Genomic DNA, 24,288 nt, shown 5'->3' on the forward strand with positions numbered 1-24,288 from the left:
TGCACGGCATTTGTTCTGCAGCGGCGAGCTTCGTTCGTCCCATCTGGATGTGACGAGGTTTCACCAGAAAAAGGAATCAGGCTTCTCATGGGCGAACTGGCCAAAGAAATCCTCCCGGTCAATATCGAAGACGAGCTGAAACAGTCCTACCTCGACTACGCAATGAGCGTAATCGTCGGGCGGGCGCTGCCGGATGCGCGCGATGGCTTGAAGCCCGTGCACCGGCGCGTGCTGTTCGCGATGAGCGAGCTGGGCAACGACTTCAACAAGCCGTACAAGAAATCCGCCCGTGTCGTCGGCGATGTGATCGGTAAGTATCACCCCCACGGCGACACTGCCGTGTACGACACCATCGTTCGTATGGCGCAACCCTTCTCCTTGCGCTACCTGCTGGTAGACGGCCAGGGCAACTTCGGTTCGGTGGACGGCGACAACGCCGCGGCCATGCGATACACCGAAGTGCGCATGACCAAGCTGGCCCACGAGCTGCTGGCCGACCTGCACAAGGAAACCGTGGACTGGGTGCCGAACTACGACGGCACCGAAATGATTCCGGCGGTCATGCCGACCCGTATCCCGAACCTGCTCGTCAACGGCTCCAGCGGTATCGCCGTGGGCATGGCGACCAACATCCCGCCGCACAACCTCGGTGAAGTCATCGACGGTTGCCTGGCACTTATCGACAATCCCGAGCTGACCGTCGATGAGCTGATGCAATACATCCCCGGTCCGGACTTCCCGACCGCGGCGATCATCAACGGTCGCGCCGGCATCATCGAAGCCTACCGCACCGGCCGTGGCCGCATTTACATGCGCGCCCGTTCGACGGTGGAAGACATCGACAAGGTCGGCGGCCGCCAGCAGATCGTCATCACCGAACTGCCGTACCAGCTGAACAAGGCTCGCCTGATCGAGAAGATCGCCGAGCTGGTGAAAGAGAAGAAGCTCGAAGGCATCACCGAGCTGCGTGACGAGTCCGACAAGGACGGCATGCGTGTCGTGATCGAGCTGCGCCGTGGCGAAGTGCCTGAGGTCATCCTCAACAATCTCTACGCCCAGACCCAGCTGCAAAGCGTGTTCGGCATCAACATCGTTGCGCTGATCGACGGCCGTCCGCGGATTCTGAACCTCAAGGACCTGCTGGAAGCCTTCGTGCGTCACCGTCGCGAAGTGGTCACCCGCCGCACGGTATTCGAACTGCGCAAGGCTCGCGAGCGTGGTCACATTCTCGAAGGCCAGGCTGTTGCCCTGTCGAACATCGACCCGGTGATCGCCTTGATCAAGGCCTCGCCAACTCCGTCGGAAGCCAAGGAAGCGCTGATCAGCACCCCTTGGGAGTCCACTGCGGTGATGGCAATGGTAGAGCGCGCTGGCGCCGATTCGTGCCGCCCGGAGAACCTCGACCCGCAATACGGCCTGCGCGAAGGCAAGTACTTCCTGTCCCCGGAGCAGGCGCAAGCCATCCTGGAACTGCGCCTGCACCGCCTGACCGGCCTTGAGCACGAAAAGCTGCTGGCCGAGTACCAGGAAATCCTCAACCAGATCGGCGAGCTGATCCGCATCCTCAACAGCGCTACGCGCCTGATGGAAGTGATCCGCGAAGAACTGGAAGTGATCCGCGCCGAATACGGCGACGTGCGCCGCACCGAGATCCTCGATGCGCGCCTGGACCTGACCCTGGGTGACATGATCCCGGAAGAAGAGCGCGTGGTGACCATTTCCCACGGCGGCTACGCCAAGACCCAGCCGCTGGCCGCCTACCAGGCCCAGCGTCGCGGCGGCAAGGGCAAGTCCGCGACTGGCGTCAAGGACGAGGACTACATCGCTCACCTGCTGGTCGCCAACAGCCACACCACGCTGCTGCTGTTCTCCAGCAAGGGCAAGGTGTACTGGCTCAAGACCTACGAAATCCCGGAAGCATCCCGTGCCGCTCGCGGCCGTCCGCTGGTCAACCTGTTGCCGCTGGACGATGGTGAATACATCACCACCATGTTGCCGGTGGAGGAGTATACCGAGGGTCACTACATCTTCATGGCCACCGCCAACGGAACCGTGAAGAAGACCCCGCTGGAGTCCTTCAGCCGTCAGCGCAGCGTCGGTCTGATCGCCCTGGAGCTGGATGAAGGTGACGTGCTGATCTCCGCCGCCATCACCGACGGCGAGCGTGAAGTCATGCTGTTCTCCGACGGCGGCAAGGTCACTCGCTTCAAGGAGTCCGACGTTCGTGCCATGGGCCGTACCGCTCGCGGTGTGCGCGGCATGCGCCTGCCGGAAGGCCAGAAGCTGATTTCCATGCTGATCCCGGAAGAAGGCAGCCAGATCCTCACCGCTTCGGCCCGTGGTTATGGCAAGCGCACGGCCATCAGCGAGTTCCCAGAGTACAAGCGTGGCGGCCAGGGCGTGATCGCCATGGTCAGCAACGAGCGTAACGGTCGTCTGGTCGGTGCGGTCCAGGTGCTCGATGGCGAGGAGATCATGCTGATCTCCGACCAGGGCACCCTGGTGCGCACGCGAGTCGCCGAAGTGTCGAGCCTGGGTCGTAACACCCAGGGCGTGACGCTGATCAAGCTGGCCAGCGACGAAACGCTGGTTGGGCTTGAGCGGGTCCAGGAGCCGTCGGAGGTTGAAGGCGAGGAGTTGGAAGGCGAGGAAGGCGTGGCGTTCGACGGCACCCTCGGTGCCGATGTCGACGACGCTGTCGGCGACCAACCGCTCGACGCTGCCGCAGACGAAGAAGAACCGCAGGACTAAGCGGACACGCAGGGGGCGGATGAAGATTCGCCCCCTTGTTGTTTGTCCCTTTTGAAAATTTGCGACACTGCGCATTTCCCTGTGGGGGTAATGCTGCTCACTTAAGGTTCGTTTGATTCAGTGTGGCGAGGGAGCAAGCTCCCTTGCCACGGATTCATCCATACCTGGAGTGAACGATGCCTTTTGTGGGAGCGAGCTTGCTCGCGATGACGGACTGACATTCAACATCACTGTTGACTGTTACATCGCTATCGCGAGCAAGCTCGCTCCCACAGTGCAGAACACAAGATTTAAGTGACCACCAGATCAGAGCGAGATTGGATGTGAGCAAGAGAGCCTATAACTTCTGTGCCGGCCCGGCGGCGCTTCCTGAAGCGGTCCTGAAGCGTGCCCAGGGTGAACTTCTCGACTGGCACGGCAAGGGCCTGTCGGTCATGGAAATGAGCCATCGCAGCGATGAGTTCGTGTCCATTGCCACCAAGGCCGAGCAGGACCTGCGTGATCTGCTGAACATCCCGTCCAACTACAAGGTGCTGTTCCTGCAAGGCGGCGCGAGCCAGCAGTTCGCTCAGATCCCGCTGAACCTGCTGCCGGAAAGCGGCAAGGCCGACTACATCGATACCGGCATCTGGTCGCAGAAAGCCATCGAAGAAGCTTCGCGCTACGGGCACGTCAACGTGGCCGCCACCGCCAAGCCCTACGACTATTTCGCGATCCCCGGCCAGAACGAGTGGAACCTGTCCAAGGACGCGGCCTACGTTCACTACGCACCGAACGAAACCATCGGTGGCCTGGAATTCAACTGGATCCCGGAAACGGGCGACGTGCCATTGGTGGCCGACATGTCCTCGGACATTCTCTCGCGCCCTGTGGATATTTCCCGTTTCGGCATGATCTACGCGGGTGCCCAGAAGAATATCGGCCCAAGCGGCATCCTGGTCAGCATCATTCGTGAGGACCTGCTGGGGCGTGCCCGCTCCCTGTGCCCGACCATGCTCAACTACAAGGTCGCGGCCGACAACGGCTCGATGTACAACACCCCGCCGACCTTGGCCTGGTACCTGTCGGGCCTGGTGTTCGAATGGCTGAAAGAGCAGGGCGGTGTCGAAGCCATCGGCAAGCTCAACGAAGTGAAGCAGCGCACGTTGTATGACTTCATCGACGCCAGCGGCCTCTATAGCAACCCGATCAACAAGACCGATCGCTCGTGGATGAACGTGCCGTTCCGCCTGGCCGATGACCGTCTCGACAAACCATTCCTGGCCGGTGCCGACGAACGTGGCCTGCTGAACCTCAAGGGCCACCGTTCGGTCGGTGGCATGCGCGCCTCCATCTACAACGCCGTCGACATCAACGCCGTCAATGCGTTGATCGCCTACATGGCAGAGTTCGAGAAGGAACATGGCTGATGTCTGAGCAAGAACTCAAGGCGCTGCGCCTGCGTATCGATGCCCTGGACGAAAAGGTCCTGGAGCTGATCAGCGAGCGCGCGCGCTGCGCCCAGGAAGTCGCCCGGGTGAAGATGGCCTCCCTGGCCGAAGGCGAAGTGCCGGTGTTCTATCGCCCCGAGCGTGAAGCGCAGGTGCTCAAGCGTGTCATGGAGCGCAACAAGGGGCCGCTGGGCAACGAAGAGATGGCGCGTCTGTTCCGCGAAATCATGTCTTCGTGCCTGGCGCTCGAGCAACCGCTGAAAGTCGCTTACCTGGGCCCGGAAGGTACCTTCACCCAGGCGGCGGCCATGAAGCACTTTGGTCACGCCGTGATCAGCAAGCCGATGGCGGCCATTGACGAAGTGTTCCGTGAAGTGGCCGCCGGCGCGGTGAATTTTGGCGTGGTGCCCGTGGAGAACTCCACCGAAGGCGCGGTCAACCACACGCTGGACAGCTTCCTCGAGCACGACATGGTGATCTGCGGCGAAGTCGAATTGCGCATCCACCACCACCTGCTGGTGGGCGAGAACACCAAGACCGACAGCATCAGCCGGATCTATTCCCACGCCCAGTCGTTGGCCCAGTGCCGCAAGTGGCTGGACGCCCATTACCCGAACGTCGAGCGCGTGGCGGTATCGAGCAACGCCGAGGCGGCCAAGCGGGTCAAGGGCGAGTGGAACTCGGCGGCGATTGCTGGCGATATGGCGGCCGGCCTCTATGGGCTGACGCGCCTGGCGGAAAAAATCGAGGATCGCCCGGACAACTCCACGCGATTCCTGATGATCGGCAGCCAGGAAGTCCCGCCGACCGGCGACGACAAGACCTCGATCATCGTTTCCATGAGCAACAAGCCCGGCGCGCTCCATGAACTGCTGGTGCCGTTCCATGACAACGGTATCGACCTGACGCGGATCGAGACCCGTCCGTCGCGTAGCGGTAAATGGACCTACGTGTTCTTCATCGATTTCGTCGGCCACCACCGCGATCCGCTGGTAAAAGGTGTGCTGGAGAAAATCAGTCAGGAAGCAGTGGCACTCAAGGTGCTGGGTTCCTACCCCAAAGCAGTTCTTTAAGGGCGGATAGCAAATGAGTGGCAACTTCCTCGCCCTGGCTCAGCCAGGCGTGCAACAACTCTCGCCTTACGTTCCGGGCAAGCCCGTGGACGAACTGGCCCGCGAGCTGGATCTGGATCCGGCCAGCATCGTCAAGTTGGCGAGCAACGAAAACCCGTTGGGTGCGAGCCCCAAGGCACTGGCGGCGATCCGCGACGAACTGGCCGAGCTGACCCGTTACCCCGATGGCAATGGCTTTGCACTCAAGAGCCTGCTGGCCGAGCGCTGTGGTGTCGAGCTGAACCAAGTGACGCTGGGCAATGGTTCCAACGACATCCTTGAGCTGGTCGCGCGTGCCTACCTGGCGCCGGGCCTCAACGCGGTGTTCAGCGAGCACGCGTTCGCGGTCTACCCGATCGCGACCCAGGCCGTCGGCGCGGATGCCCATGTGGTTCCCGCCAAGGACTGGGGGCACGACCTGCCAGCCATGCTGGCCGCCATCGACGCCAACACCCGCGTGGTTTTCATTGCCAACCCGAACAACCCGACCGGCACCTGGTTCGAGGCCCAGGCCCTGGATGACTTCCTGCAGGACGTGCCCGCGCACGTGCTGGTGGTGTTGGACGAGGCTTACATCGAATACGCCGAAGGCAGCGATTTGCCCGATGGCCTGGATTTCCTCGCGGCCTACCCGAACCTGCTGGTTTCGCGCACCTTCTCCAAAGCCTATGGCCTGGCCTCGCTGCGGGTCGGCTACGGCCTGTCCAGCGCCGTGGTGGCCGATGTGCTGAACCGCGTGCGTCAGCCGTTCAACGTCAACAGCTTCGCCCTGGCCGCCGCCTGTGCGGCCTTGCAGGATGAAGCCTACCTGGCTGAAAGCCGTCGGCTCAACGCGGCCGGCATGCAGCAGTTGGAGGCAGGGCTGCGTGAGCTGGGCCTGGGCTGGATTCCATCCAAAGGCAATTTCATCTGCATCGACCTGGGGCGTATCGCCGCGCCGGTGTACCAGGGGCTGTTGCGCGAAGGTGTGATCGTGCGTCCGGTGGCCAATTACGGCATGCCGAACCACTTGCGCGTCACCATCGGCCTGCCGGCGGAAAACAGCCGTTTCCTCGAGGCGTTGAGCAAGGTCCTGGTTCGTGGTTGATGTCACTTCGCTGCAACCTGCTGCCCCTATGATCGGTCGCCTGGTGGTGGTCGGCCTGGGGTTGATCGGCGGTTCGTTCGCCAAGGGCTTGCGTGAAAGCGGCCTGTGTCGCGAGGTGGTCGGTGTCGACCTGGATCCGCAGTCGCGCAAGCTGGCCGTGGAGCTGGGTGTGGTCGATCGCTGCGAGGACGACCTGGCGATCGCTTGCCAGGGCGCGGACGTGATCCAGCTAGCGGTGCCGATCCTGGCCATGGAAAAACTGCTGGCCCGCCTGGCGGGTATGAATTTGGGGCAGGCGATCCTGACCGATGTCGGCAGCGCCAAGGGCAACGTCGTGCGCGCCGCCACCGAGGCCTTCGGCGGGATGCCGGCGCGCTTCGTGCCCGGTCATCCGATTGCCGGTTCCGAGCAGAGCGGGGTGGAAGCTTCCAACGCCGAACTGTTTCGTCGTCACAAAGTGATTCTCACGCCGCTGGACCAGACGGATCCAGCCGCGCTGGCGGTGGTGGACCGTTTGTGGCGTGAACTGGGCGCCGATGTCGAGCACATGCAGGTCGGGCGTCACGATGAAGTATTGGCCGCCACTAGCCATTTGCCGCACCTGTTGGCGTTCGGCCTGGTGGACTCATTGGCCAAACGCAATGAAAATCTTGAGATCTTCCGTTACGCTGCCGGCGGTTTCCGCGATTTCACGAGAATCGCCGGAAGCGACCCGGTCATGTGGCACGACATCTTCCTCGCCAACCGCGAAGCTGTCTTGCGCACACTCGATACATTTCGCAGCGACCTCGACGCCTTGCGCGACGCGGTCGATGCAGGGGACGGGCACCAATTGCTGGGCGTTTTCACACGCGCCAGGGTGGCCCGCGAGCATTTCAGTAAAATCCTGGCCCGTCGGGCCTATGTGGACGCTATGAACTCCAACGATCTGATTTTCCTGGCACAACCTGGTGGCTCCCTGAGTGGGCGTATTCGTGTACCGGGCGATAAATCGATTTCCCACCGTTCGATCATGCTCGGCTCCCGTGGCCGAAGGCGTGACCGAGGTGGAAGGCTTCCTTGAGGGCGAAGACGCCCTGGCGACGCTGCAAGCGTTTCGCGACATGGGGGTGGTCATCGAAGGTCCGCACCACGGCCGCGTGACCATCCATGGTGTCGGCCTGCATGGTCTCAAGCCTGCCCCGGGGCCGATCTACCTGGGTAACTCCGGGACTTCGATGCGTCTGTTGTCCGGCTTGTTGGCTGCGCAGGACTTCGACAGCACCCTGACCGGTGACGCCTCGCTGTCCAAGCGCCCGATGAACCGCGTCGCCAACCCGTTGCGGGAAATGGGTGCGGTTATCGAGACTGCCGCCGACGGTCGTCCGCCGATGACCATTCGCGGTGGCAACAAGCTCAAGGGCCTGACCTACACCATGCCGATGGCCAGCGCCCAGGTGAAATCCTGCCTGCTGCTGGCCGGTCTCTATGCCGAGGGCAAGACCACCGTCACCGAGCCGGCCCCGACCCGCGACCACACCGAGCGCATGCTGCGCGGCTTCGGCTACCCGGTGACGGTGGATGGCGCCACGGCATCCGTCGAGTCTGGTAATAAGTTGACCGCGACCCACATCGAAGTGCCGGGCGATATCTCGTCGTCGGCATTCTTCCTGGTGGCCGCCTCCATCGCGGAAGGTTCCGACCTGGTGCTCGAGCACGTCGGCATCAACCCGACTCGTACCGGCGTGATCGACATCCTGCGCCTGATGGGCGCTGACATTACGCTGGAAAACCAGCGTGAAGTCGGCGGCGAACCCGTAGCGGACCTGCACGTACGAGCAGCTAAACTCAAGGGTATCGAGATTCCGGAGGCACTGGTTCCGCTGGCCATCGACGAGTTCCCGGTGCTGTTCGTGGCGGCCGCCTGTGCAGAAGGGCGCACCGTGCTGACTGGCGCCGAAGAGCTGCGGGTCAAGGAGTCGGATCGCATCCAGGTGATGGCTGATGGTTTGCTCACCTTGGGCGTCAAGTGCCAGCCGACGCCGGACGGCATCATCATCGACGGCGGCCAGATCGGCGGCGGCGAAGTCCATGGTCACGGTGATCACCGCATCGCCATGGCCTTCAGTGTTGCGTCTTTGCGCGCCAGCGCGCCGATTCGCATCCATGATTGCGCCAACGTCGCCACGTCGTTCCCGAACTTCCTGGTGCTGTGCGCGCAGGTCGGTATTCGAGTAGCACAAGAGGCGCAGTCGTGAACATCAAGGCACCGGTCATCACCATCGATGGCCCAAGCGGTTCGGGCAAGGGCACCGTCGCCGGGATCCTGGCCAGGCAGTTGGGCTGGAACCTGCTCGATTCGGGTGCCTTGTACCGTCTGCTGGCGTTCGCCGCCGCCAACCATGGCGTCGACCTGACCAACGAGGAATTGCTGAAGGCGCTGGCGGCTCACCTGGACGTGCAATTCATTGCGGCGACCGATGGCCAGCTCCAGCGCATTATCCTGGAAGGTGACGAAGTCAGTGATGTCATCCGTACCGAAAGCGTGGGCGCCGGGGCCTCCCAGGTCGCCGCGCTGCCAGCGGTGCGCGAAGCGTTGCTGCAACGTCAGCGCGCTTTCCAGGAGCCGCCGGGGCTGGTGGCCGATGGTCGCGACATGGGTACGGTGGTCTTTCCTGACGCGCCGTTGAAGATTTTCCTCACCGCCAGCGCCGAGGAGAGGGCGCGTCGCCGATATTTGCAGTTGAAGGGCAAAGGCGAGGATGTTAGTCTGTCGAGTCTGCTAGATGAGATCCGTGCACGCGACGAGCGTGATACCCAGCGCGCAGTAGCCCCGCTCAAGCCGGCGGCCGACGCGATACAGCTGGATTCAACGGAGTTGTCCATCGATCAGGTGCTGCAACGCATCATGAGCGAGATCGCCATTCGCGATATCGCCGGGTGACAGGAGGCTCCGCAGGGGACCAGTCATAGTCCTGCGGCGCTTCTTTTATATGAAACTAACCCACACCGTCTGGGGTGTGGAGATGGGCGTTTACTTCGCCCTAATCAACAGGAATTAAAATGAGCGAAAGCTTTGCGGAACTCTTTGAAGAAAGCTTGAAAACCCTGAACCTTCAGGCAGGCTCCATCATCACCGGCGTTATCGTTGATATCGATTACCAGGCTCGCTGGGTAACCGTTCACGCTGGTCTGAAGTCTGAAGCGCTGATCCCGCTTGAGCAGTTCTACAACGACGCTGGCGAACTGAACATCAACGTCGGTGACGAAGTTCACGTTGCGCTGGACTCGGTTGAAGATGGCTTTGGTGAAACCAAGCTGTCCCGTGAAAAAGCCAAGCGCGCTGAATGCTGGATCGTTCTGGAAGCGGCTTTCGCAGCTGAGGAAGTGGTCAAGGGCGTTATCAACGGTAAGGTTAAAGGCGGCTTCACTGTCGACGTTAACGGCATCCGTGCGTTCCTGCCAGGTTCCCTGGTTGACGTCCGTCCAGTGCGCGACACCACGCACCTGGAAGGCAAAGAGCTGGAATTCAAGGTCATCAAGCTGGACCAGAAGCGCAACAACGTTGTCGTTTCCCGTCGCAGTGTCCTGGAAGCCGAGAACTCCGCCGAGCGTGAAGCTCTGCTGGAATCGCTGCAGGAAGGCCAGCAGGTCAAGGGTATCGTCAAGAACCTCACCGATTACGGCGCATTCGTCGATCTGGGTGGCGTCGATGGCCTGCTGCACATCACCGACATGGCCTGGAAGCGTATCAAGCATCCTTCGGAAATCGTCAACGTTGGCGACGAGATCGATGTCAAGGTTCTGAAGTACGATCGCGAGCGCAATCGTGTTTCCCTGGGCCTCAAGCAACTGGGTGAAGACCCATGGGTTGCTATCAAAGCCCGTTACCCAGAAGGCACCCGCGTCACCGCTCGTGTTACCAACCTCACCGACTACGGCTGCTTCGCTGAGCTGGAAGAAGGCGTTGAAGGCCTGGTACACGTTTCCGAAATGGACTGGACCAACAAGAACATCCACCCTTCGAAAGTCGTACAAGTCGGCGACGAAGTGGAAGTCATGGTTCTGGACATCGACGAAGAGCGTCGTCGTATCTCCCTCGGTATCAAGCAGTGCAAGTCCAACCCATGGGAAGACTTCTCTGGCCAGTTCAACAAGGGCGATAAAATCTCCGGCACCATCAAGTCGATCACCGATTTCGGTATCTTCATTGGTCTGGACGGCGGCATCGACGGCCTGGTTCACCTGTCCGACATCTCCTGGAACGAAGTGGGCGAAGAAGCCGTACGCCGTTTCAAGAAGGGCGACGAGCTGGACACCGTTATCCTGTCGGTTGACCCAGAGCGCGAGCGTATCTCCCTGGGTATCAAGCAACTGGAAAGCGATCCGTTCTCCGAGTACGTTCAAGAGAACGACAAAGGCGCAATCGTTAAGGGCATCGTGAAAGAAGTTGACGCCAAAGGCGCCATCATCACCCTGGCCGACGATATCGAAGCGACTCTGAAAGCCTCCGAAATCAGCCGTGACCGCGTTGAAGACGCGCGCAACGTTCTGAAAGAAGGCGAAGAAGTAGAAGCCAAGATCATCAGCGTTGACCGCAAGAGCCGCGTAATCCAGCTCTCCATCAAGTCGAAAGACGATGCTGAAGAGAAAGAAGCAATCCAGAGCCTGCGCGACAAGCCAGCCGCTGACATTGCTGCTGGTCCTACCACTCTGGGCGACCTGCTGCGTGCACAAATGGAAAAACAGAACTGAGTTCTGTCAGACCATAGAAAAAGGGCGACTTCGGTCGCCCTTTTTTGTGGGCGCGATTTGGGAAAGCCAGACTTTGCTCGTTCCAGATGCGCTGTCTGGTCTCGCTGTGAAACCAATCCTGCAGCCTGGCTGTCTCTTCTTTAAGCGGATCAACCATCTATCAAGGTTGGACCACAGATGTCCTGGTTTTCTTGGAGCAATGTGGGAGCGAGCTTGCTCGCGATAGCGTCAGATCAGGCGCCACCCAGTCGAGTGATGGATATTTAAGGAGATGAATGAACAGACTCATCCTGATGTTCGCAATACTGGCATTGGCAGCTTGCACCACAAGTGCCAAGACCCACGCAGTGCGTGGTGTCAGCGGTATCGAGGTCGACTGCTCAGGGTTGGGCTCTGGCTGGGAGAAGTGCCATAAGAGAGCCGCAAGAGAGTGCAAGGGCGCTGGCTACAAGGTCATTACCCGATCCGACGACGCGAAGGATGATGATCAATACCCCTTTGGTTTCAATCCGGCTGGCTATCTGACTCGAACGATGCTGGTCATCTGTCGATAGTTTGAGAAAGTCTCCCTGTCTGCCTGGAAAGAAGCGACAGGGGAGCAAAGAAGAATGTCAATACTTGGGCTGTTCAAATCCCTCCGGTCATGCTAAAACCTTTTCAAGCGATTTTCCTAGCTGCTTGAAAAAGAAGGGAAAAATATGACGAAGTCGGAGTTGATCGAACGAATTGTCACCCATCAAGGGCTACTCTCATCCAAGGATGTGGAGCTGGCCATCAAGACCATGCTTGAACAAATGTCCCAGTGCCTGGCGACGGGGGATCGTATTGAAATCCGTGGTTTTGGCAGCTTTTCCCTGCATTACCGTGCCCCGCGGGTTGGGCGCAATCCCAAGACCGGTCAGTCCGTCAGTCTTGATGGAAAGTTTGTCCCTCATTTCAAGCCGGGCAAAGAGCTCAGGGATCGTGTGAATGAGGAGGAGGGGGATGAGCTCTGACGCAGCACCTAATCTAAGGAGTTTTCATGCGGAACTTTAAGCGCTTGGCCCTTGTCGTACTGGCGCTGCTTGTGGCCTCGGCTATCGTCCTGTTTGTACTGGAAAACAACCAGCCGGTCGCACTCCTGTTTCTGGGCTGGTCAGCTCCTCAGCTTCCCGTCTCGGTTTTCGTGATCCTGGCGCTTCTCGCTGGTATGATAGTCGGGCCGTCGCTCGCGTGGTTCTTGGGAATGCGTAGACGGCCGAAATAATGGATATGTGAGCCCAGTAGTCTCTTGGTGTAAGGATCACGGCCAACAATTTTTTCTGACTTTGGGTGCGTTTTGTTCAAATTTAACTTGATTCAGTCTATCGCTGTGCCCGTCTTGCCTTTTAGTGAGTTCGATGTGTCTGTAGACGCAATGCCAAAAAAGGGAGGCGGGATCACCCATGTCCAATAATCGTATTGAAACCCAGGGCGTCGATGAGATCGATCTGATCGCACTAGCGCGCGGGCTATGGGGTCAAAAGTGGTTGATCCTTGCGGTCACCTTGCTGGTTACCGCGGGTGCAGCTGCTTATGCATACCTCAGCAAGCCGGTTTATCAAGCCCAGCTTTTTATCATGCCTCCTACTCAGAACGGTATTGCTGAGTTGAACTATGGCCGAGGGAAAAGCACAGAGCTGGATCCTTATTCCATCAAACATGTCTATGACGTATTTGCCCGAAATCTACAGGGTGAGTCTCTTCGTCAGACATTCTTCAATGAGGTTTATCTTCCTTCACTTGATGAGTCCCAGCGAAAGGGCGCGCTTGACCGTTTGTATGAGCGTTTCTCCCGAGAGCTCGTGATAAAGGGACCTGGTAAAGATACGCCGGACCGCTATTCGGTAACGGTCCAGGGTGGAGATCCCGTTCGAGCCACGGAATGGGCGAAGGCTTATGTGGCGCGCGCCAGTGAAGCGGCTGAGTCAGAGCTGATCAAGAACGTTACGGCTGAGGCTGCGGTAAGAGCGCGTAATCTGGAGCAGCGTATCGTCGGTTTGCGCGAGACTGCGCAGCGAATACGTGAGGATCGGATTCAGCAGTTGCGCGAAGCGTTGAAGATCGCGGAGGCAATTGGTCTCACCAGCCCGAGTATAAACTCTACGGCGGCTGTTGATATAACGGTAGAAACTGGCAATAAAATGGATTACCAGCGAGGCAGCAAAGCCCTGGCTGCGGAAGTGAAGGCGCTGGAGTCGAGGGCTTCTGACGATGCCTTCATATCGGATTTGCGTTCGCTCCAAATGCGATACAGTTTCTATCGTAAATTGAATATTGATCCAGAAAGCATTTCGGTTTATAGGCAAGACGGTAGCGTTGAGGTGCCGCAAAGCCCAATTAAACCAAGAAAGGCTTTGATTTTGCTGCTAGGAATTATTGCGGGTGGAATGCTGGGTGGTTTCATAGCGTTAATTCGATTTGCAGTTATCCGGAGTAGGGAGCAATAATTGCAGAATTGAGATGATCAGTCTCTCGATTCTGAATTATTTTCGTCGCTCTTTAGAGGCAATTCAATGCTTGTTTAGGCCCGTCTTTATGAAGTTATCTTCGTAAAGATGGGCTTTTTACTGTTGTGAAGAATAACTCTAAGTGAGAGTTGGTTTAAATTAGGCTGAGCTGGCAACGAGATTGATGTGTATGGTTTTTAACGTGGGCCGAAGCTCTGTCTGTTGTTGTGACGAGGTGCGCCGCTGGGGTGGGCCTCAGTGGTTAGATGTCAGAATGATGGCAAAAAGCGAGCGATTTAACTGAAGCAAGCCCTGCAAAAACTAATCAGAACTCAGTAAAGTGCGATCCAGGAAAGCCATTTTGCTACACAACAGGCATAATGGCGGGATGGCCGTCTCGTTCGGAGGCCGGTAGCGACAGGTCTGTGGTGTAGCGAAATTAGCGCATGGTGGGGCATCTGGAGAGTCGGTGGTAGGCGCCGGAGGTGCTGCTCCATAATGAGTTTGGCAAGAGCTGCAGTGAAAAGCGTCCAGCACCCGTTCGGCGGGCTGAGACGGAGGTTTGCCAGTTGTGCAATGGTAGGGGTCAGGCCGATTCAGGCCTGATTCATAGCTCTGATGAATTAGATGGTTTTGACAAGTTAAATGGAGAGTTGGATGTCGAGCATAAAGCAGGCGAGCGTCGCCAAATTTAAAGCAAAAGAGGCCGTCATCGGTATCGTCGGTCTTGGATACGTCGGCCTGCCTTTGATGCTGCGTTATAATGCGATTGGGTTTAAAGTCATTGGGCTTGATATCGATAGTTCAAAAGTTGAACTTCTGAATTCAGGTAAAAGCTACATCGAGCATATTCCTGGCGAAAAAATCGAAGCCGCTTGTCGAAACGGCTTTGAAGCCACTACCGATTTTACTCGTGTGCCGGAATGTGATGCGCTGATTCTCTGCGTGCCGACACCATTGAATAAATATCGCGAACCCGATATGAGTTTCGTAATAAATACGACTGATGCGATAAAGCCCTATTTAAGGGCTGGTCAAGTCGTTTCTCTTGAAAGTACAACCTATCCGGGCACTACAGAAGAAGAACTGCTGCCACGTGTCCAAGAGAATGGATTGCGTGTTGGTGAGAATATCTTCCTGGTCTATTCTCCGGAGCGCGAAGATCCGGGCAATCCCAACTTTGAAACCCGTACCATTCCAAAAGTAATCGGTGGGCATACGCCTGAGTGCCTCGAGGTCGGTGTCGCTCTCTATGAACACGCGATTGACCAAGTTGTACAAGTCAGCTCTACCAAAGCAGCTGAAATGACCAAGCTGCTGGAAAATATCCACCGTGCGGTCAATATCGGCTTGGTGAATGAGATGAAAGTGGTCGCTGACCGCATGGGCATCGACATTTTCGAAGTGGTCGACGCCGCTGCAACCAAGCCCTTCGGTTTTACTGCCTACTACCCTGGCCCTGGTCTCGGTGGTCACTGCATTCCAATCGACCCCTTCTACCTGACTTGGAAAGCCCGTGAGTATGGTTTGCATACACGGTTTATCGAGCTTTCGGGAGAGGTCAACCAGGCCATGCCGGAGTACGTCCTGAGCAAGTTGATGGACGGCTTGAATGAGCGCGGTAAACCTTTGAAAGGCAGCAAGATTCTAGTGCTTGGTATCGCCTACAAGAAGAACGTAGATGATATGCGTGAGTCGCCTTCGGTTGAAATCATGGAGCTGATCGAGGCCAAAGGGGGCGTTGTAGGGTACTCCGACCCGCACGTCTTGAAGTTTCCGAAGATGCGCGAGCACCACTTTGACCTTTCCAGTGAGCCTCTGACGGCTGAAGTTCTAAAAGCTTATGATGCTGTCATCCTGGCCACTGACCACGATAAGTTCGACTATGAGCTTATCAGCCAACATGCTCAACTGATCATCGATAGTCGTGGTAAATATCGCGCCCCTCAATCGAATATTATCAAAGCTTGATGACAGGAGAGTTCTGGATGAAACGTTTTGCTCTAATTGGTGCTGCCGGTTATATCGCCCCTCGCCATATGCGCGCCATTAAGGATACCGGCAATACATTGGTGTCCGCTTATGACATCAATGACTCGGTAGGCATCATCGACAGCATTTCACCGCAAAGCGAATTCTTTACCGAGTTCGAGTTCTTCCTTGATCATGCTCACAGCCTCAAGCGCGACCCAGCGAACGCCTTGGATTACGTGTCGATCTGCTCGCCCAACTACCTGCACCAACCGCACATTGCCGCCGGTCTGCGCCTGGGCTGTGACGTTATCTGCGAAAAACCGCTGGTGCCGACCCCGCAGCAGTTGGACCAGTTGGCACTGATCGAGCAGGAAACCGGCAAACGCCTGTTCAACATCCTGCAACTGCGCCATCACCAGGCAATCATTGCCTTGAAGGACAAGGTTGCCCGCGAGAACAACCCGCACAAGTACGAAGTCGACCTGACCTACATTACTTCTCGTGGCAAGTGGTACCTGCAAAGCTGGAAAGGTGACCCACGCAAGTCCTTCGGCGTAGCCACCAACATTGGCGTGCACTTCTACGACATGCTGCACTTCATCTTCGGCAAGTTGCAGCGCAACGTTGTGCACTTCACTTCCGAACACAAGGCGGCCGGTTATCTGGAGTACGAGAAAGCACGTGTACGCTGGTTCCTGTCGGTCGACGCCAACGACCTGCCGGAATCGGTAAAGGGCAAGAAGCCAACTTACCGTTCGATTACCGTCAACGGTGAGGAAATGGAGTTCTCCGAAGGCTTCACTGACCTGCACACCACCAGCTACGAGGAAATCCTGGCTGGGCGTGGTTATGGCATCGAGGATGCTCGCCACTGCGTGGAGACGGTCAACACCATTCGCAGTGCGGCCATCGTCGTTGCAGCGGACAACGAAGCGCATCCGTTCGTCCAAGCCCTTTCTCGCTGATCGGCGAGACAACACGGGTGGCCTTGCGCCACCCGTTTCAAGTTTCCCAAGCAGGATCGCAAGCCAGCGTGTCGAACGATAATTTCAACAAGCCAAACGAAGCGGGTGCGATGCGCCGCGTGCGCAGCATTCGTCTCGATATTCAGGGCTTGCGTGCAATCGCGGTGCTGGCGGTCATGCTTTATCACGCCAATAGTGGCTGGCTGAAAGCCGGCTATGTCGGCGTCGACATCTTTTTTGTCATCTCTGGCTTCATCATAACGGCATTGTTGACCGAGCGAAGCGACAAGGTCGATCTCGTTTCATTCTATGCCAGCCGCATCAAGCGCATTCTGCCGGCGTATTTCGTCATGCTGGTGGTGGTGTCAGCGCTGTCCGCGCTCCTGTTTCTGCCTGATGACTTCGCATTTTTCCTCGACAGCCTGAAGTCCTCGGCGTTGTTTACCAGCAACCAGTACTTCTCTGGCTTCGGCAGTTATTTCGCGCCGCGGGCCGATGAATTGCCGCTTCTGCATACCTGGTCATTGGCCATCGAGATGCAGTTCTATCTGTTCTTCCCGGTGCTGGTCATTTGCTTGCCAAAGCAATGGCGTCTCATAACGTTTGCCTTGCTAGCCGCCAGTCTGTTTGCCTGGAGCGGCTACCGTGGACTGGGCGAATCGCAAGAAGGGATGTACTTTGCCCTGTCGGCGCGGATTCCCGAATTCATGGTCGGTGCCATCGTTGCCTTGCTGATGCGCCAGCGCGAGCTGCCCATGTTACTTGCAAGCGTATTCGGTGGGCTGGGCGCAATCCTGCTGGCTTGGGCGGTGCTGGCTATCGATAAGCAACACTTTCCAGGCTTCTGGTCTATCCTGCCTTGTGTCGCGGCAGGGCTGCTCATCGTTGCCCGGCGTGGTCCGGTCAGCGCGTTGCTAGCCACTCGGCCGATGGTCTGGATCGGTGGTATTTCCTATTCGTTGTACCTGTGGCATTGGCCGGTGCTGGCGTTCATTCGCTATTACACGGGGCAGTACGAGCTGACGGCTGCATGGTTGCCGATTTTCGTGGCCAGCTCTGTACTGCTGGCATGGCTTTCCTATCGCTTGGTCGAAACACCCGCCAGAAACGCTTCCGGCATGATGCGCCAGCTGCCCAAGTGGGCTGTAACCGGTGCTGTGGTCGTGCTGGTGGCGTGGGGTGGACAACGTGTCAACGCCTCGCTGGTCGCTCCGTTGTCTGTGGAACTCACCCGTTATGCTGCTCCAGAGCTTATGTGCCATGGCACCCAAGTGGGCGCGTGCAAGCGAGGCAAGGCGGATGCCGAAGTGTCCGTTCTGGTAATTGGCGATAGCCATGCCGCCCAATTGAACTACTTCTTCGACCAAGTGGGCGAAGAGCAGGGCGTTGCTTACCGTGTGCTCACCGCCAGCAGTTGCGTGCCTGTCCCCGGCTTTGACATTGAACGCCTGCCAGCCTGGGCGCAAAAACCTTGCCGCGCGCAGATCGAGGCCGTGGCTCGTGAGTTGCCGAAGGTGGAGCGGGTGATTGTCGCAGGCATGTGGCAGTACCAGATGCAGAGCCAAGCATTCGCCAGGGCGTTTGCTGAATTTCTCGTCGATACTGCAGGAGCTCATAAACATATCGTGGTGCTTGCTCAGGTACCAATGTTTGAAACAGACGTGCAGCGGGTAAGGCGCTTTACCGAGCTTGGCCTGCCGGCGCCATTGACATTCAATCGTGAGTGGCAGGTTGCCAACCAGCAAGTGCAGGCCATTGTCGACCGCACGCCGGGCGTGCGTTTCCTGGACCTTTCCAATAGCAGCTTCTTTGCCGCTGCGCCTTACCAGCAAGGTTTGCTCATCTACCGTGACAGCCACCACCTCAACGAGGTAGGTGCACGTCGTTATGGGCACTATGCTGCCGAGCCACTGCAGCGTGCTTTCGATCAACCTCAGTCTAATGTGAGTCTGAAGCCATGAGTTACTATCAGCACCCAAGCGCGATCGTCGATGAGGGCGCGCAGATCGGTGAAAACTCCCGTGTCTGGCACTTTGTCCATGTTTGCGCGGGCGCCCGCATCGGTGTTGGCGTTTCGCTCGGTCAGAATGTGTTCGTGGGCAACAAAGTCGTGATCGGCGACCGCTGTAAAATCCAGAACAATGTTTCGGTCTACGACAATGTCACGCTGGAAGAGGGCGTATTCTGTGGCCCCAGCATGGTCTTCACCAATGTCTATAATCCGCGTTCGCTGATCGAGCGTAAGGACCAGTACCTCGATACGCTGGTAAAAAAGGGCGCGACGCTTGGCGCCAATTGCACCATCGTCTGCGGCGTTACCATTGGTGAATATGCCTTCGTCGGTGCCGGCGCGGTCATCAACAAGGATGTACCGGCCTATGCATTGATGGTGGGTGTGCCCGCACGGCAGATTGGCTGGATGAGCGAATTTGGCGAGCAATTGCAGTTGAACGAGCAGGGTGAGGCCTTCTGCTCGCATACGGGAGCGCGCTACGTGCTGAACGGAAAACTTTTGAACAAGACGGATGCCTGAGCATGATTGAATTCATTGACCTGAAAAGCCAGCAAGCACGTATCAAGGACAAGATCGATGCCGGCATCCAGCGCGTCTTGAGCCACGGCCAGTACATTCTCGGCCCAGAAGTGCAAGAGCTGGAGGAGCGTCTGGCCGCCTTTGCCGGCGCTAAGTTCTGCATCAGTTGCGCCAACGGCACCGATGCTCTGCAGATCGTGCAGATGGCCCTGGGCATTGGCCCAGGTGACGAGGTGATCACTCCGGGCTTCACCTATATAGCCACTGCCGAAACAGTTGCGTTGCTGGGTGCCAAGCCTATCTACGTAGACATCGACCCACGTACCTACAACCTTGATCCACAATTGTTGGAGGCGGCGATTACTCCTCGCACAAAGGCGATCATCCCGGTCTCGCTGTATGGCCAGTGTGCTGATTACGATGCGATCAACGCCATTGCGGCCAAACATGGCATCCCTGTGATCGAGGACGCGGCGCAGAGCTTTGGTGCTTCATACAAAGGCAAGCGTTCGTGCAACCTCACGACTGTTTCCTGCACCAGCTTCTTCCCTAGCAAGCCGTTGGGTTGCTATGGCGATGGCGGCGCGATCTTTACCAATGACGAAGCGCTGGCTACTGTCATTCGCCAAATTGCCCGGCATGGCCAGGATCGTCGTTATCACCACGTCCGGGTTGGGGTGAACAGTCGACTGGATACCCTGCAAGCGGCCATTCTGTTGCCTAAGCTTGAAATCTTCGAAGAGGAGATTGCTTTGCGTCAGCAAGTGGCGGGTTGGTACGACGTAGCCCTCAAGCAGACTGGTGTCGACACTACCCCTTTTATCGAGGCAGGCAATATCAGCGCCTACGCTCAATATACCGTGCAAGTGGACGATCGGGATGTTGTCCAGAAACGATTGCAGGCCGCCGGCGTTCCGACTGCAGTGCATTATCCTATCCCACTGAACAAGCAACCTGCAGTGGCGGACGAAGCATCGTCGTTGCCAGTTGGTGACAAGGTTGCCACTCGCGTGATGAGTCTGCCTATGCATCCCTATCTGGACAAAGCTTCCATCGATACCATTTGTGCTGCGTTGACGAGCTGACGGATGTGCATACTTGCTCGGGCCGACAGGTCTGTCCTGCGGGATACCGTTTTGGTTTTCGCCTGCTTTGCCGTTGCTCTGTGGGTGAACACCTATTCCATGGTTTTTCTTCTTGAGTATATGGGCGCAGCCAACAAGTCTGTCGATGTCGGGCTGTATCTGTTGATTCTGGCATTTGCCAGTGCGGGGCTGTGTGGCGGAGGGATTCGCAGGCTAGGCCATTCTTCGTGCTTATTTCCTTCCCGTTCAAGATATCTTGGAGTGTGAAGCGATGAGCGCAATCTTCATCCAGCGCGTGGCGCGAGTATTGGTGGGCACACTTGGCGCTCAACTGATTACCATCGGCGTCACCCTGCTGCTGGTTCGTCTGTATTCCCCTGCCGAAATGGGTGATTTTAGTGCCTGGCTTTCGTTCGCTACCATTTTTGCGGTGATGGTCACCGGGCGCTATGAGTTGGCAATCTTCGCCACCAAGGCGGAAAACGATTTTCATGCCGTGATCAAGCTCGTATTGCTACTCACACTATCAATTACCATTTTAGTGGCTGGCGGTCTTGCATTGGCAGCGCCTTTTATGGACGCACTGCCTGCTGTAGTGGGTGATTATTGGTTGGCCCTGGCAATCGTTTCGTTGGGCTTAGGTGCAAACAAACTGGTCCTGTCCCTCCTAACCTTCCAGCAGTCCTTTAACAGGCTGGGAGGCGCGCGTATCAGCCTTGCTGCCTGCATCGCAGTCGCCCAAGTGTCCGCCGCTTATTTACTAGGCGGTGTCTCGGGTCTTATCTACGGCCAATTGTTCGGCGTCATCGTTGCCACGGCGCTGGCGGCTATCTGGGTTGGAAAACCGTTGATCGTAGCCTGTGCCGCGACGCCTTGGCGCGCGGTGAGGCAAAGCGCGGTGAAGTATATAAACTTCCCCAAGTTTTCCTTGCCCGCAGACCTGATCAACACGGTCGCCAGCCAGATTCCGATCGTGCTGTTGGCAGCGAAGTTCGGCGGGGAGAGTGCGGGCTGGTTCGCTTTGACACTGAAGATCATGGGCGCTCCTATCTCCCTGCTAGCCGCCTCGGTACTGGATGTCTTCAAGGAGCAAGCTGCCCGTGACTATCGGGAGACGGGAAGCTGCCGCGGCATCTTCATCAAGACCTTCAAGCTACTCGCAGTGCTGGCGCTCCCCCCCTTCGTAGCCTTCTGGTTCGTAGGTGAATGGGCGTTCGGTTTCATATTTGGCGACGCCTGGGCTGAATCAGGGCGCTATGCCGTGTTGATGGTTCCGCTGTTCTACATGCGGTTCGTCGTCAGCCCCCTGAGTTACACGATCTATATCGCGCAGCGGCAGAATCTGGACTTGGTGTGGCAGCTGACCCTGCTGGCCTTGACGTTTGCCTGCTTCACCCTGCCGGATACCGTGGATTCGGTGTTGTGGTTCTACTCCATGGGCTATGCAATCATGTATTTCATTTATTTCTGGATGTCCTTCTACTGCACCAAGGGAGATGCCAAGTGATCGTTGTTGTGGATTATGGTGTAGGGAACATCGCCTCGGTCTTGAACATGCTGAAGCGAGTGGGCGCCAAAGCCAAGGCATCGAACAGTCGTGAGGATATCGAGCAGGCGGACAAACTCATTCTGCCAGGGGTGGGCGCTTTCGACGCTGGCATGCAGACACTGCGAAAAAGCGGCCTGGTCGAGGTGTTGAATGAGCAGGTGCAGGGCAAGCAAAAGCCGGTAATGGGTGTATGCCTCGGCAGCCAGATGCTTGGCAATGGCTCTGAGGAGGGCAGCGAGCCTGGCCTTGGTTGGATCGACATGGACATAGTCCGTTTCGAGAAGCGTGAGGGGCGCAAGGTGCCGCACATGGGTTGGAACGAAGTTACTCCTCAGTTGCAGCACCCAATTCTGACGGGGCTCAATCAACTGAGCCGTTTCTATTTTGTCCACAGTTATTACATGTTGCCGCGACATGCGGAGAACACCTTGCTGACCGCTAACTACGATCAACAGTTTACCGCCGCAGTGGTCAGGGACAATATTTTGGGCTTTCAATTCCATCCGGAAAAAAGCCACAAATTTGGTATGCAACTATTCAAGAATTTCGTGGAGTTGGTCTGATGGTCAGGAGGCGCGTAATTCCCTGCTTGTTGCTTAAAGATCGCGGCCTGGTCAAGACCGTGAAATTCAAAGAGCCGAAATACGTCGGCGATCCCATCAATGCCATCCGGATCTTCAACGAGAAGGAAGTTGATGAGCTGGTGTTGCTCGACATTGAGGCTTCAAAACTCAATCGTGAGCCCAACTACGAATTGATCGCCGAGGTGGCGGGTGAGTGTTTCATGCCCATTTGTTATGGGGGGGGGATCAAAACCCTGGAGCATGCCGAGAAGGTGTTTGCCCTCGGTATCGAGAAAATTTCCATCAATACGGCTGCGCTCGCCGACCTTTCGCTGATCCGTCAAATCGCCGACAAGTTCGGGTCGCAAAGCGTCGTGGGGGCCATGGATTGCCGGAAGGGCTTCTGGGGCGGGTATTCTGTATACTCGGAAAATGGCACAAAAGATACCAAGCGCTCCCCGGTCGAATGGGCACAAGCGCTTGAGGTGGCAGGAATTGGCGAAATCTTTCTGAATTCAGTTGACCGTGACGGCACACAGAAGGGTTTCGATATTGCGCTGGTAGAAAGCGTTGTTTCCGAGGTGCACGTACCTGTCATCGCTTGCGGTGGCGCTGCTTCCACGGCAGACCTGATCGAGCTTTTTGACCGTACTGGCATTTCTGCCGTGGCGGCAGGCAGCCTTTTTGTGTTCCACGGTAAGCATCGCGCCGTACTGATCAGCTATCCAGACATCAACAAGTTGAGTGCTGGATAAGCAAAAAATGAAATTTCTTAAAGGCAGCGTCTCTTTGAAGCCCTTCGGCTTTACAGGTTCTTCGCTGCCTTGATTGTCATACATATCGGGCCTGCCGCTGGGTTGTCCAATCAGGCAGGCCGATGAAAACGTTTTGGAGGTGGGTAGTGGTGAAGGTCTGTTCGCGCTGTGTCATGGATACATCTGACGCTGAAATCGTGTTCGATGATGCGGGAGTGTGCAATCACTGCCACAAGTTCGACAATGTCCAATCCAAGCAACTGTTTACCGATGCTAGTGGTGAACAGCGTCTCCAGAAGATCGTCGATCAGATCAAGAAAGAGGGCGCCGGCAAAGAGTACGACTGCATTATTGGCCTTAGCGGCGGAGTGGACAGTTCCTACTTAGCCCTGAAGGTCAAGGACTTCGGGTTACGCCCACTCGTGGTGCATGTGGACGCAGGCTGGAATAGCGAGCTGGCTGTCAGCAATATCGAAAAAATCATCAAGTATTGCGGCTACGATCTACACACCCATGTGATGAACTGGGAAGAAGTTCGCGAACTGCAATTGTCTTACATGAAGGCTGCCGTTGCCAACCAAGACGTGCCGCAAGATCACGCATATTTTTCTAGTATGTACCGTTTTGCCGTGCAGAATAATATCAAGTATATTTTGAGTGGTGGGAATCTCGCGACTGAAGCGGTGTTTCCTGATACTTGGCATGGCAGTGCGATGGATGCGATCAATCTCAAGGCAATTCATAAGAAGTATGGTGAGCGGCCGTTGCAAGATTATAAAACCATCAGCTTCTTGGAGTACTACTTCTGGTATCCGTTTGTCAAAGGTATGCGGACTGTGCGACCGCTTAACTACATGAATTATCACAAGTCCAAGGCGGAGCTGTATTTGCAGGAGACGATTGGCTATCGCTCGTATGCGCATAAACATGGAGAGTCTATTTTTACGAAGCTGTTCCAGAATTATTATCTCCCCAAGAAATTTGGTTATGATAAGCGAAAGTTGCATTACTCCAGCATGATCCTCTCTGGTCAGCTGACTCGTGAAGAGGCCCTTGAGAGATTGGCGCAACCATTGTATGACCTTGATGAGCTGCAGTATGATATTGAGTATTTTTGCAAAAAGATGCGAATTTCCACTTTGGAATTTGAAGCGCTGATGAGTGCGCCCATACATGATTATTCGGATTTTAATAATTGGGATTCACGCAAGAACTGCATGAAGAAACTTCAGAATATAGTTCAGCGGATTCTGGGTAGGCGCATAAATGTTTACTCTTGAGT

At 56.8% G+C, this 24,288-nt stretch carries 19 protein-coding genes and 1 pseudogene; all 20 read left to right on the plus strand.

What is annotated here, in order from left to right:
- Positions 1-87: 87 nt before the first annotated feature.
- A complete protein-coding gene (gene gyrA / locus AB7M32_RS12685; protein ID WP_454250087.1) occupies positions 88-2,751 on the plus strand; it encodes a DNA gyrase subunit A in 2,664 nt (887 codons plus the stop codon).
- Positions 2,752-3,074: 323 nt separating this feature from the next.
- Entirely contained in the window at positions 3,075-4,160 is a 1,086-nt protein-coding gene (gene serC, locus AB7M32_RS12690; protein WP_003199231.1) for a 3-phosphoserine/phosphohydroxythreonine transaminase, read from the plus strand.
- Positions 4,160-5,254: a prephenate dehydratase gene (gene pheA / locus AB7M32_RS12695; RefSeq protein WP_003199233.1), complete on the plus strand. Its 1,095-nt coding sequence runs from the start codon at positions 4,160-4,162 to the stop codon at positions 5,252-5,254. Before serC ends, pheA begins: the two co-directional genes overlap by 1 nt.
- 13 nt (positions 5,255-5,267) lie before the next feature.
- The gene (gene hisC / locus AB7M32_RS12700; protein WP_454250088.1) at positions 5,268-6,380 is read left to right on the plus strand and encodes a histidinol-phosphate transaminase; all 1,113 of its coding nucleotides are present in this window, start codon (positions 5,268-5,270) and stop codon (positions 6,378-6,380) included.
- A gap of 28 nt (positions 6,381-6,408) precedes the next feature.
- Positions 6,409-8,617: pseudogene (locus AB7M32_RS12705) on the plus strand (bifunctional prephenate dehydrogenase/3-phosphoshikimate 1-carboxyvinyltransferase).
- On the plus strand, positions 8,614-9,303 hold the full coding sequence (gene cmk, locus AB7M32_RS12710) for a (d)CMP kinase (RefSeq protein ID WP_014337227.1): 690 nt from the start codon (positions 8,614-8,616) through the stop codon (positions 9,301-9,303). Before AB7M32_RS12705 ends, cmk begins: the two are co-directional and overlap by 4 nt.
- A 119-nt stretch (positions 9,304-9,422) precedes the next feature.
- Positions 9,423-11,114 (plus strand): 30S ribosomal protein S1, encoded by a 1,692-nt coding sequence (gene rpsA, locus AB7M32_RS12715; protein WP_053120388.1) that lies wholly within the window; start codon positions 9,423-9,425, stop codon positions 11,112-11,114.
- Positions 11,115-11,389: 275 nt separating this feature from the next.
- Entirely contained in the window at positions 11,390-11,668 is a 279-nt protein-coding gene (locus AB7M32_RS12720; protein ID WP_454250089.1) for a hypothetical protein, read from the plus strand.
- A gap of 144 nt (positions 11,669-11,812) precedes the next feature.
- Entirely contained in the window at positions 11,813-12,109 is a 297-nt protein-coding gene (gene ihfB / locus AB7M32_RS12725; RefSeq protein ID WP_003199243.1) for an integration host factor subunit beta, read from the plus strand.
- A 26-nt stretch (positions 12,110-12,135) separates the two neighbouring features.
- Positions 12,136-12,360: a lipopolysaccharide assembly protein LapA domain-containing protein gene (locus AB7M32_RS12730; RefSeq protein WP_041475801.1), complete on the plus strand. Its 225-nt coding sequence runs from the start codon at positions 12,136-12,138 to the stop codon at positions 12,358-12,360.
- A gap of 178 nt (positions 12,361-12,538) precedes the next feature.
- Complete coding sequence (locus tag AB7M32_RS12735) at positions 12,539-13,582, plus strand: LPS O-antigen chain length determinant protein WzzB (RefSeq protein ID WP_454250090.1); 1,044 nt, start codon at positions 12,539-12,541, stop codon at positions 13,580-13,582.
- Positions 13,583-14,239: 657 nt separating this feature from the next.
- On the plus strand, positions 14,240-15,553 hold the full coding sequence (gene wbpA, locus AB7M32_RS12740) for a UDP-N-acetyl-D-glucosamine 6-dehydrogenase (protein ID WP_192259532.1): 1,314 nt from the start codon (positions 14,240-14,242) through the stop codon (positions 15,551-15,553).
- A gap of 17 nt (positions 15,554-15,570) precedes the next feature.
- On the plus strand, positions 15,571-16,521 hold the full coding sequence (wbpB, locus tag AB7M32_RS12745; RefSeq protein ID WP_060738585.1) for a UDP-N-acetyl-2-amino-2-deoxy-D-glucuronate oxidase: 951 nt from the start codon (positions 15,571-15,573) through the stop codon (positions 16,519-16,521).
- 110 nt (positions 16,522-16,631) lie between these two features.
- On the plus strand, positions 16,632-18,482 hold the full coding sequence (locus tag AB7M32_RS12750) for an acyltransferase family protein (protein WP_454252130.1): 1,851 nt from the start codon (positions 16,632-16,634) through the stop codon (positions 18,480-18,482).
- A complete protein-coding gene (wbpD, locus tag AB7M32_RS12755; protein ID WP_060738584.1) occupies positions 18,479-19,054 on the plus strand; it encodes a UDP-2-acetamido-3-amino-2,3-dideoxy-D-glucuronate N-acetyltransferase in 576 nt (191 codons plus the stop codon). The genes AB7M32_RS12750 and wbpD overlap by 4 nt, the downstream gene beginning before the upstream one ends.
- A gap of 2 nt (positions 19,055-19,056) precedes the next feature.
- Positions 19,057-20,139 (plus strand): DegT/DnrJ/EryC1/StrS family aminotransferase, encoded by a 1,083-nt coding sequence (locus AB7M32_RS12760; protein ID WP_454250091.1) that lies wholly within the window; start codon positions 19,057-19,059, stop codon positions 20,137-20,139.
- Positions 20,140-20,410: 271 nt separating this feature from the next.
- Positions 20,411-21,646 (plus strand): oligosaccharide flippase family protein, encoded by a 1,236-nt coding sequence (locus AB7M32_RS12765; protein ID WP_454250092.1) that lies wholly within the window; start codon positions 20,411-20,413, stop codon positions 21,644-21,646.
- A complete protein-coding gene (gene hisH, locus AB7M32_RS12770) occupies positions 21,643-22,251 on the plus strand; it encodes an imidazole glycerol phosphate synthase subunit HisH (RefSeq protein ID WP_454250093.1) in 609 nt (202 codons plus the stop codon). Before AB7M32_RS12765 ends, hisH begins: the two co-directional genes overlap by 4 nt.
- A complete protein-coding gene (locus tag AB7M32_RS12775) occupies positions 22,251-23,006 on the plus strand; it encodes an AglZ/HisF2 family acetamidino modification protein (protein ID WP_454250094.1) in 756 nt (251 codons plus the stop codon). The genes hisH and AB7M32_RS12775 overlap by 1 nt, the downstream gene beginning before the upstream one ends.
- Before the next feature lie 146 nt (positions 23,007-23,152).
- Positions 23,153-24,286, plus strand: a complete 1,134-nt coding sequence (locus AB7M32_RS12780; RefSeq protein ID WP_454252131.1) for an N-acetyl sugar amidotransferase — start codon at positions 23,153-23,155, stop codon at positions 24,284-24,286.
- Positions 24,287-24,288 lie beyond the last annotated feature (2 nt).

It is taken from the genome of Pseudomonas sp. R151218B TE3479 (assembly GCF_053629195.1).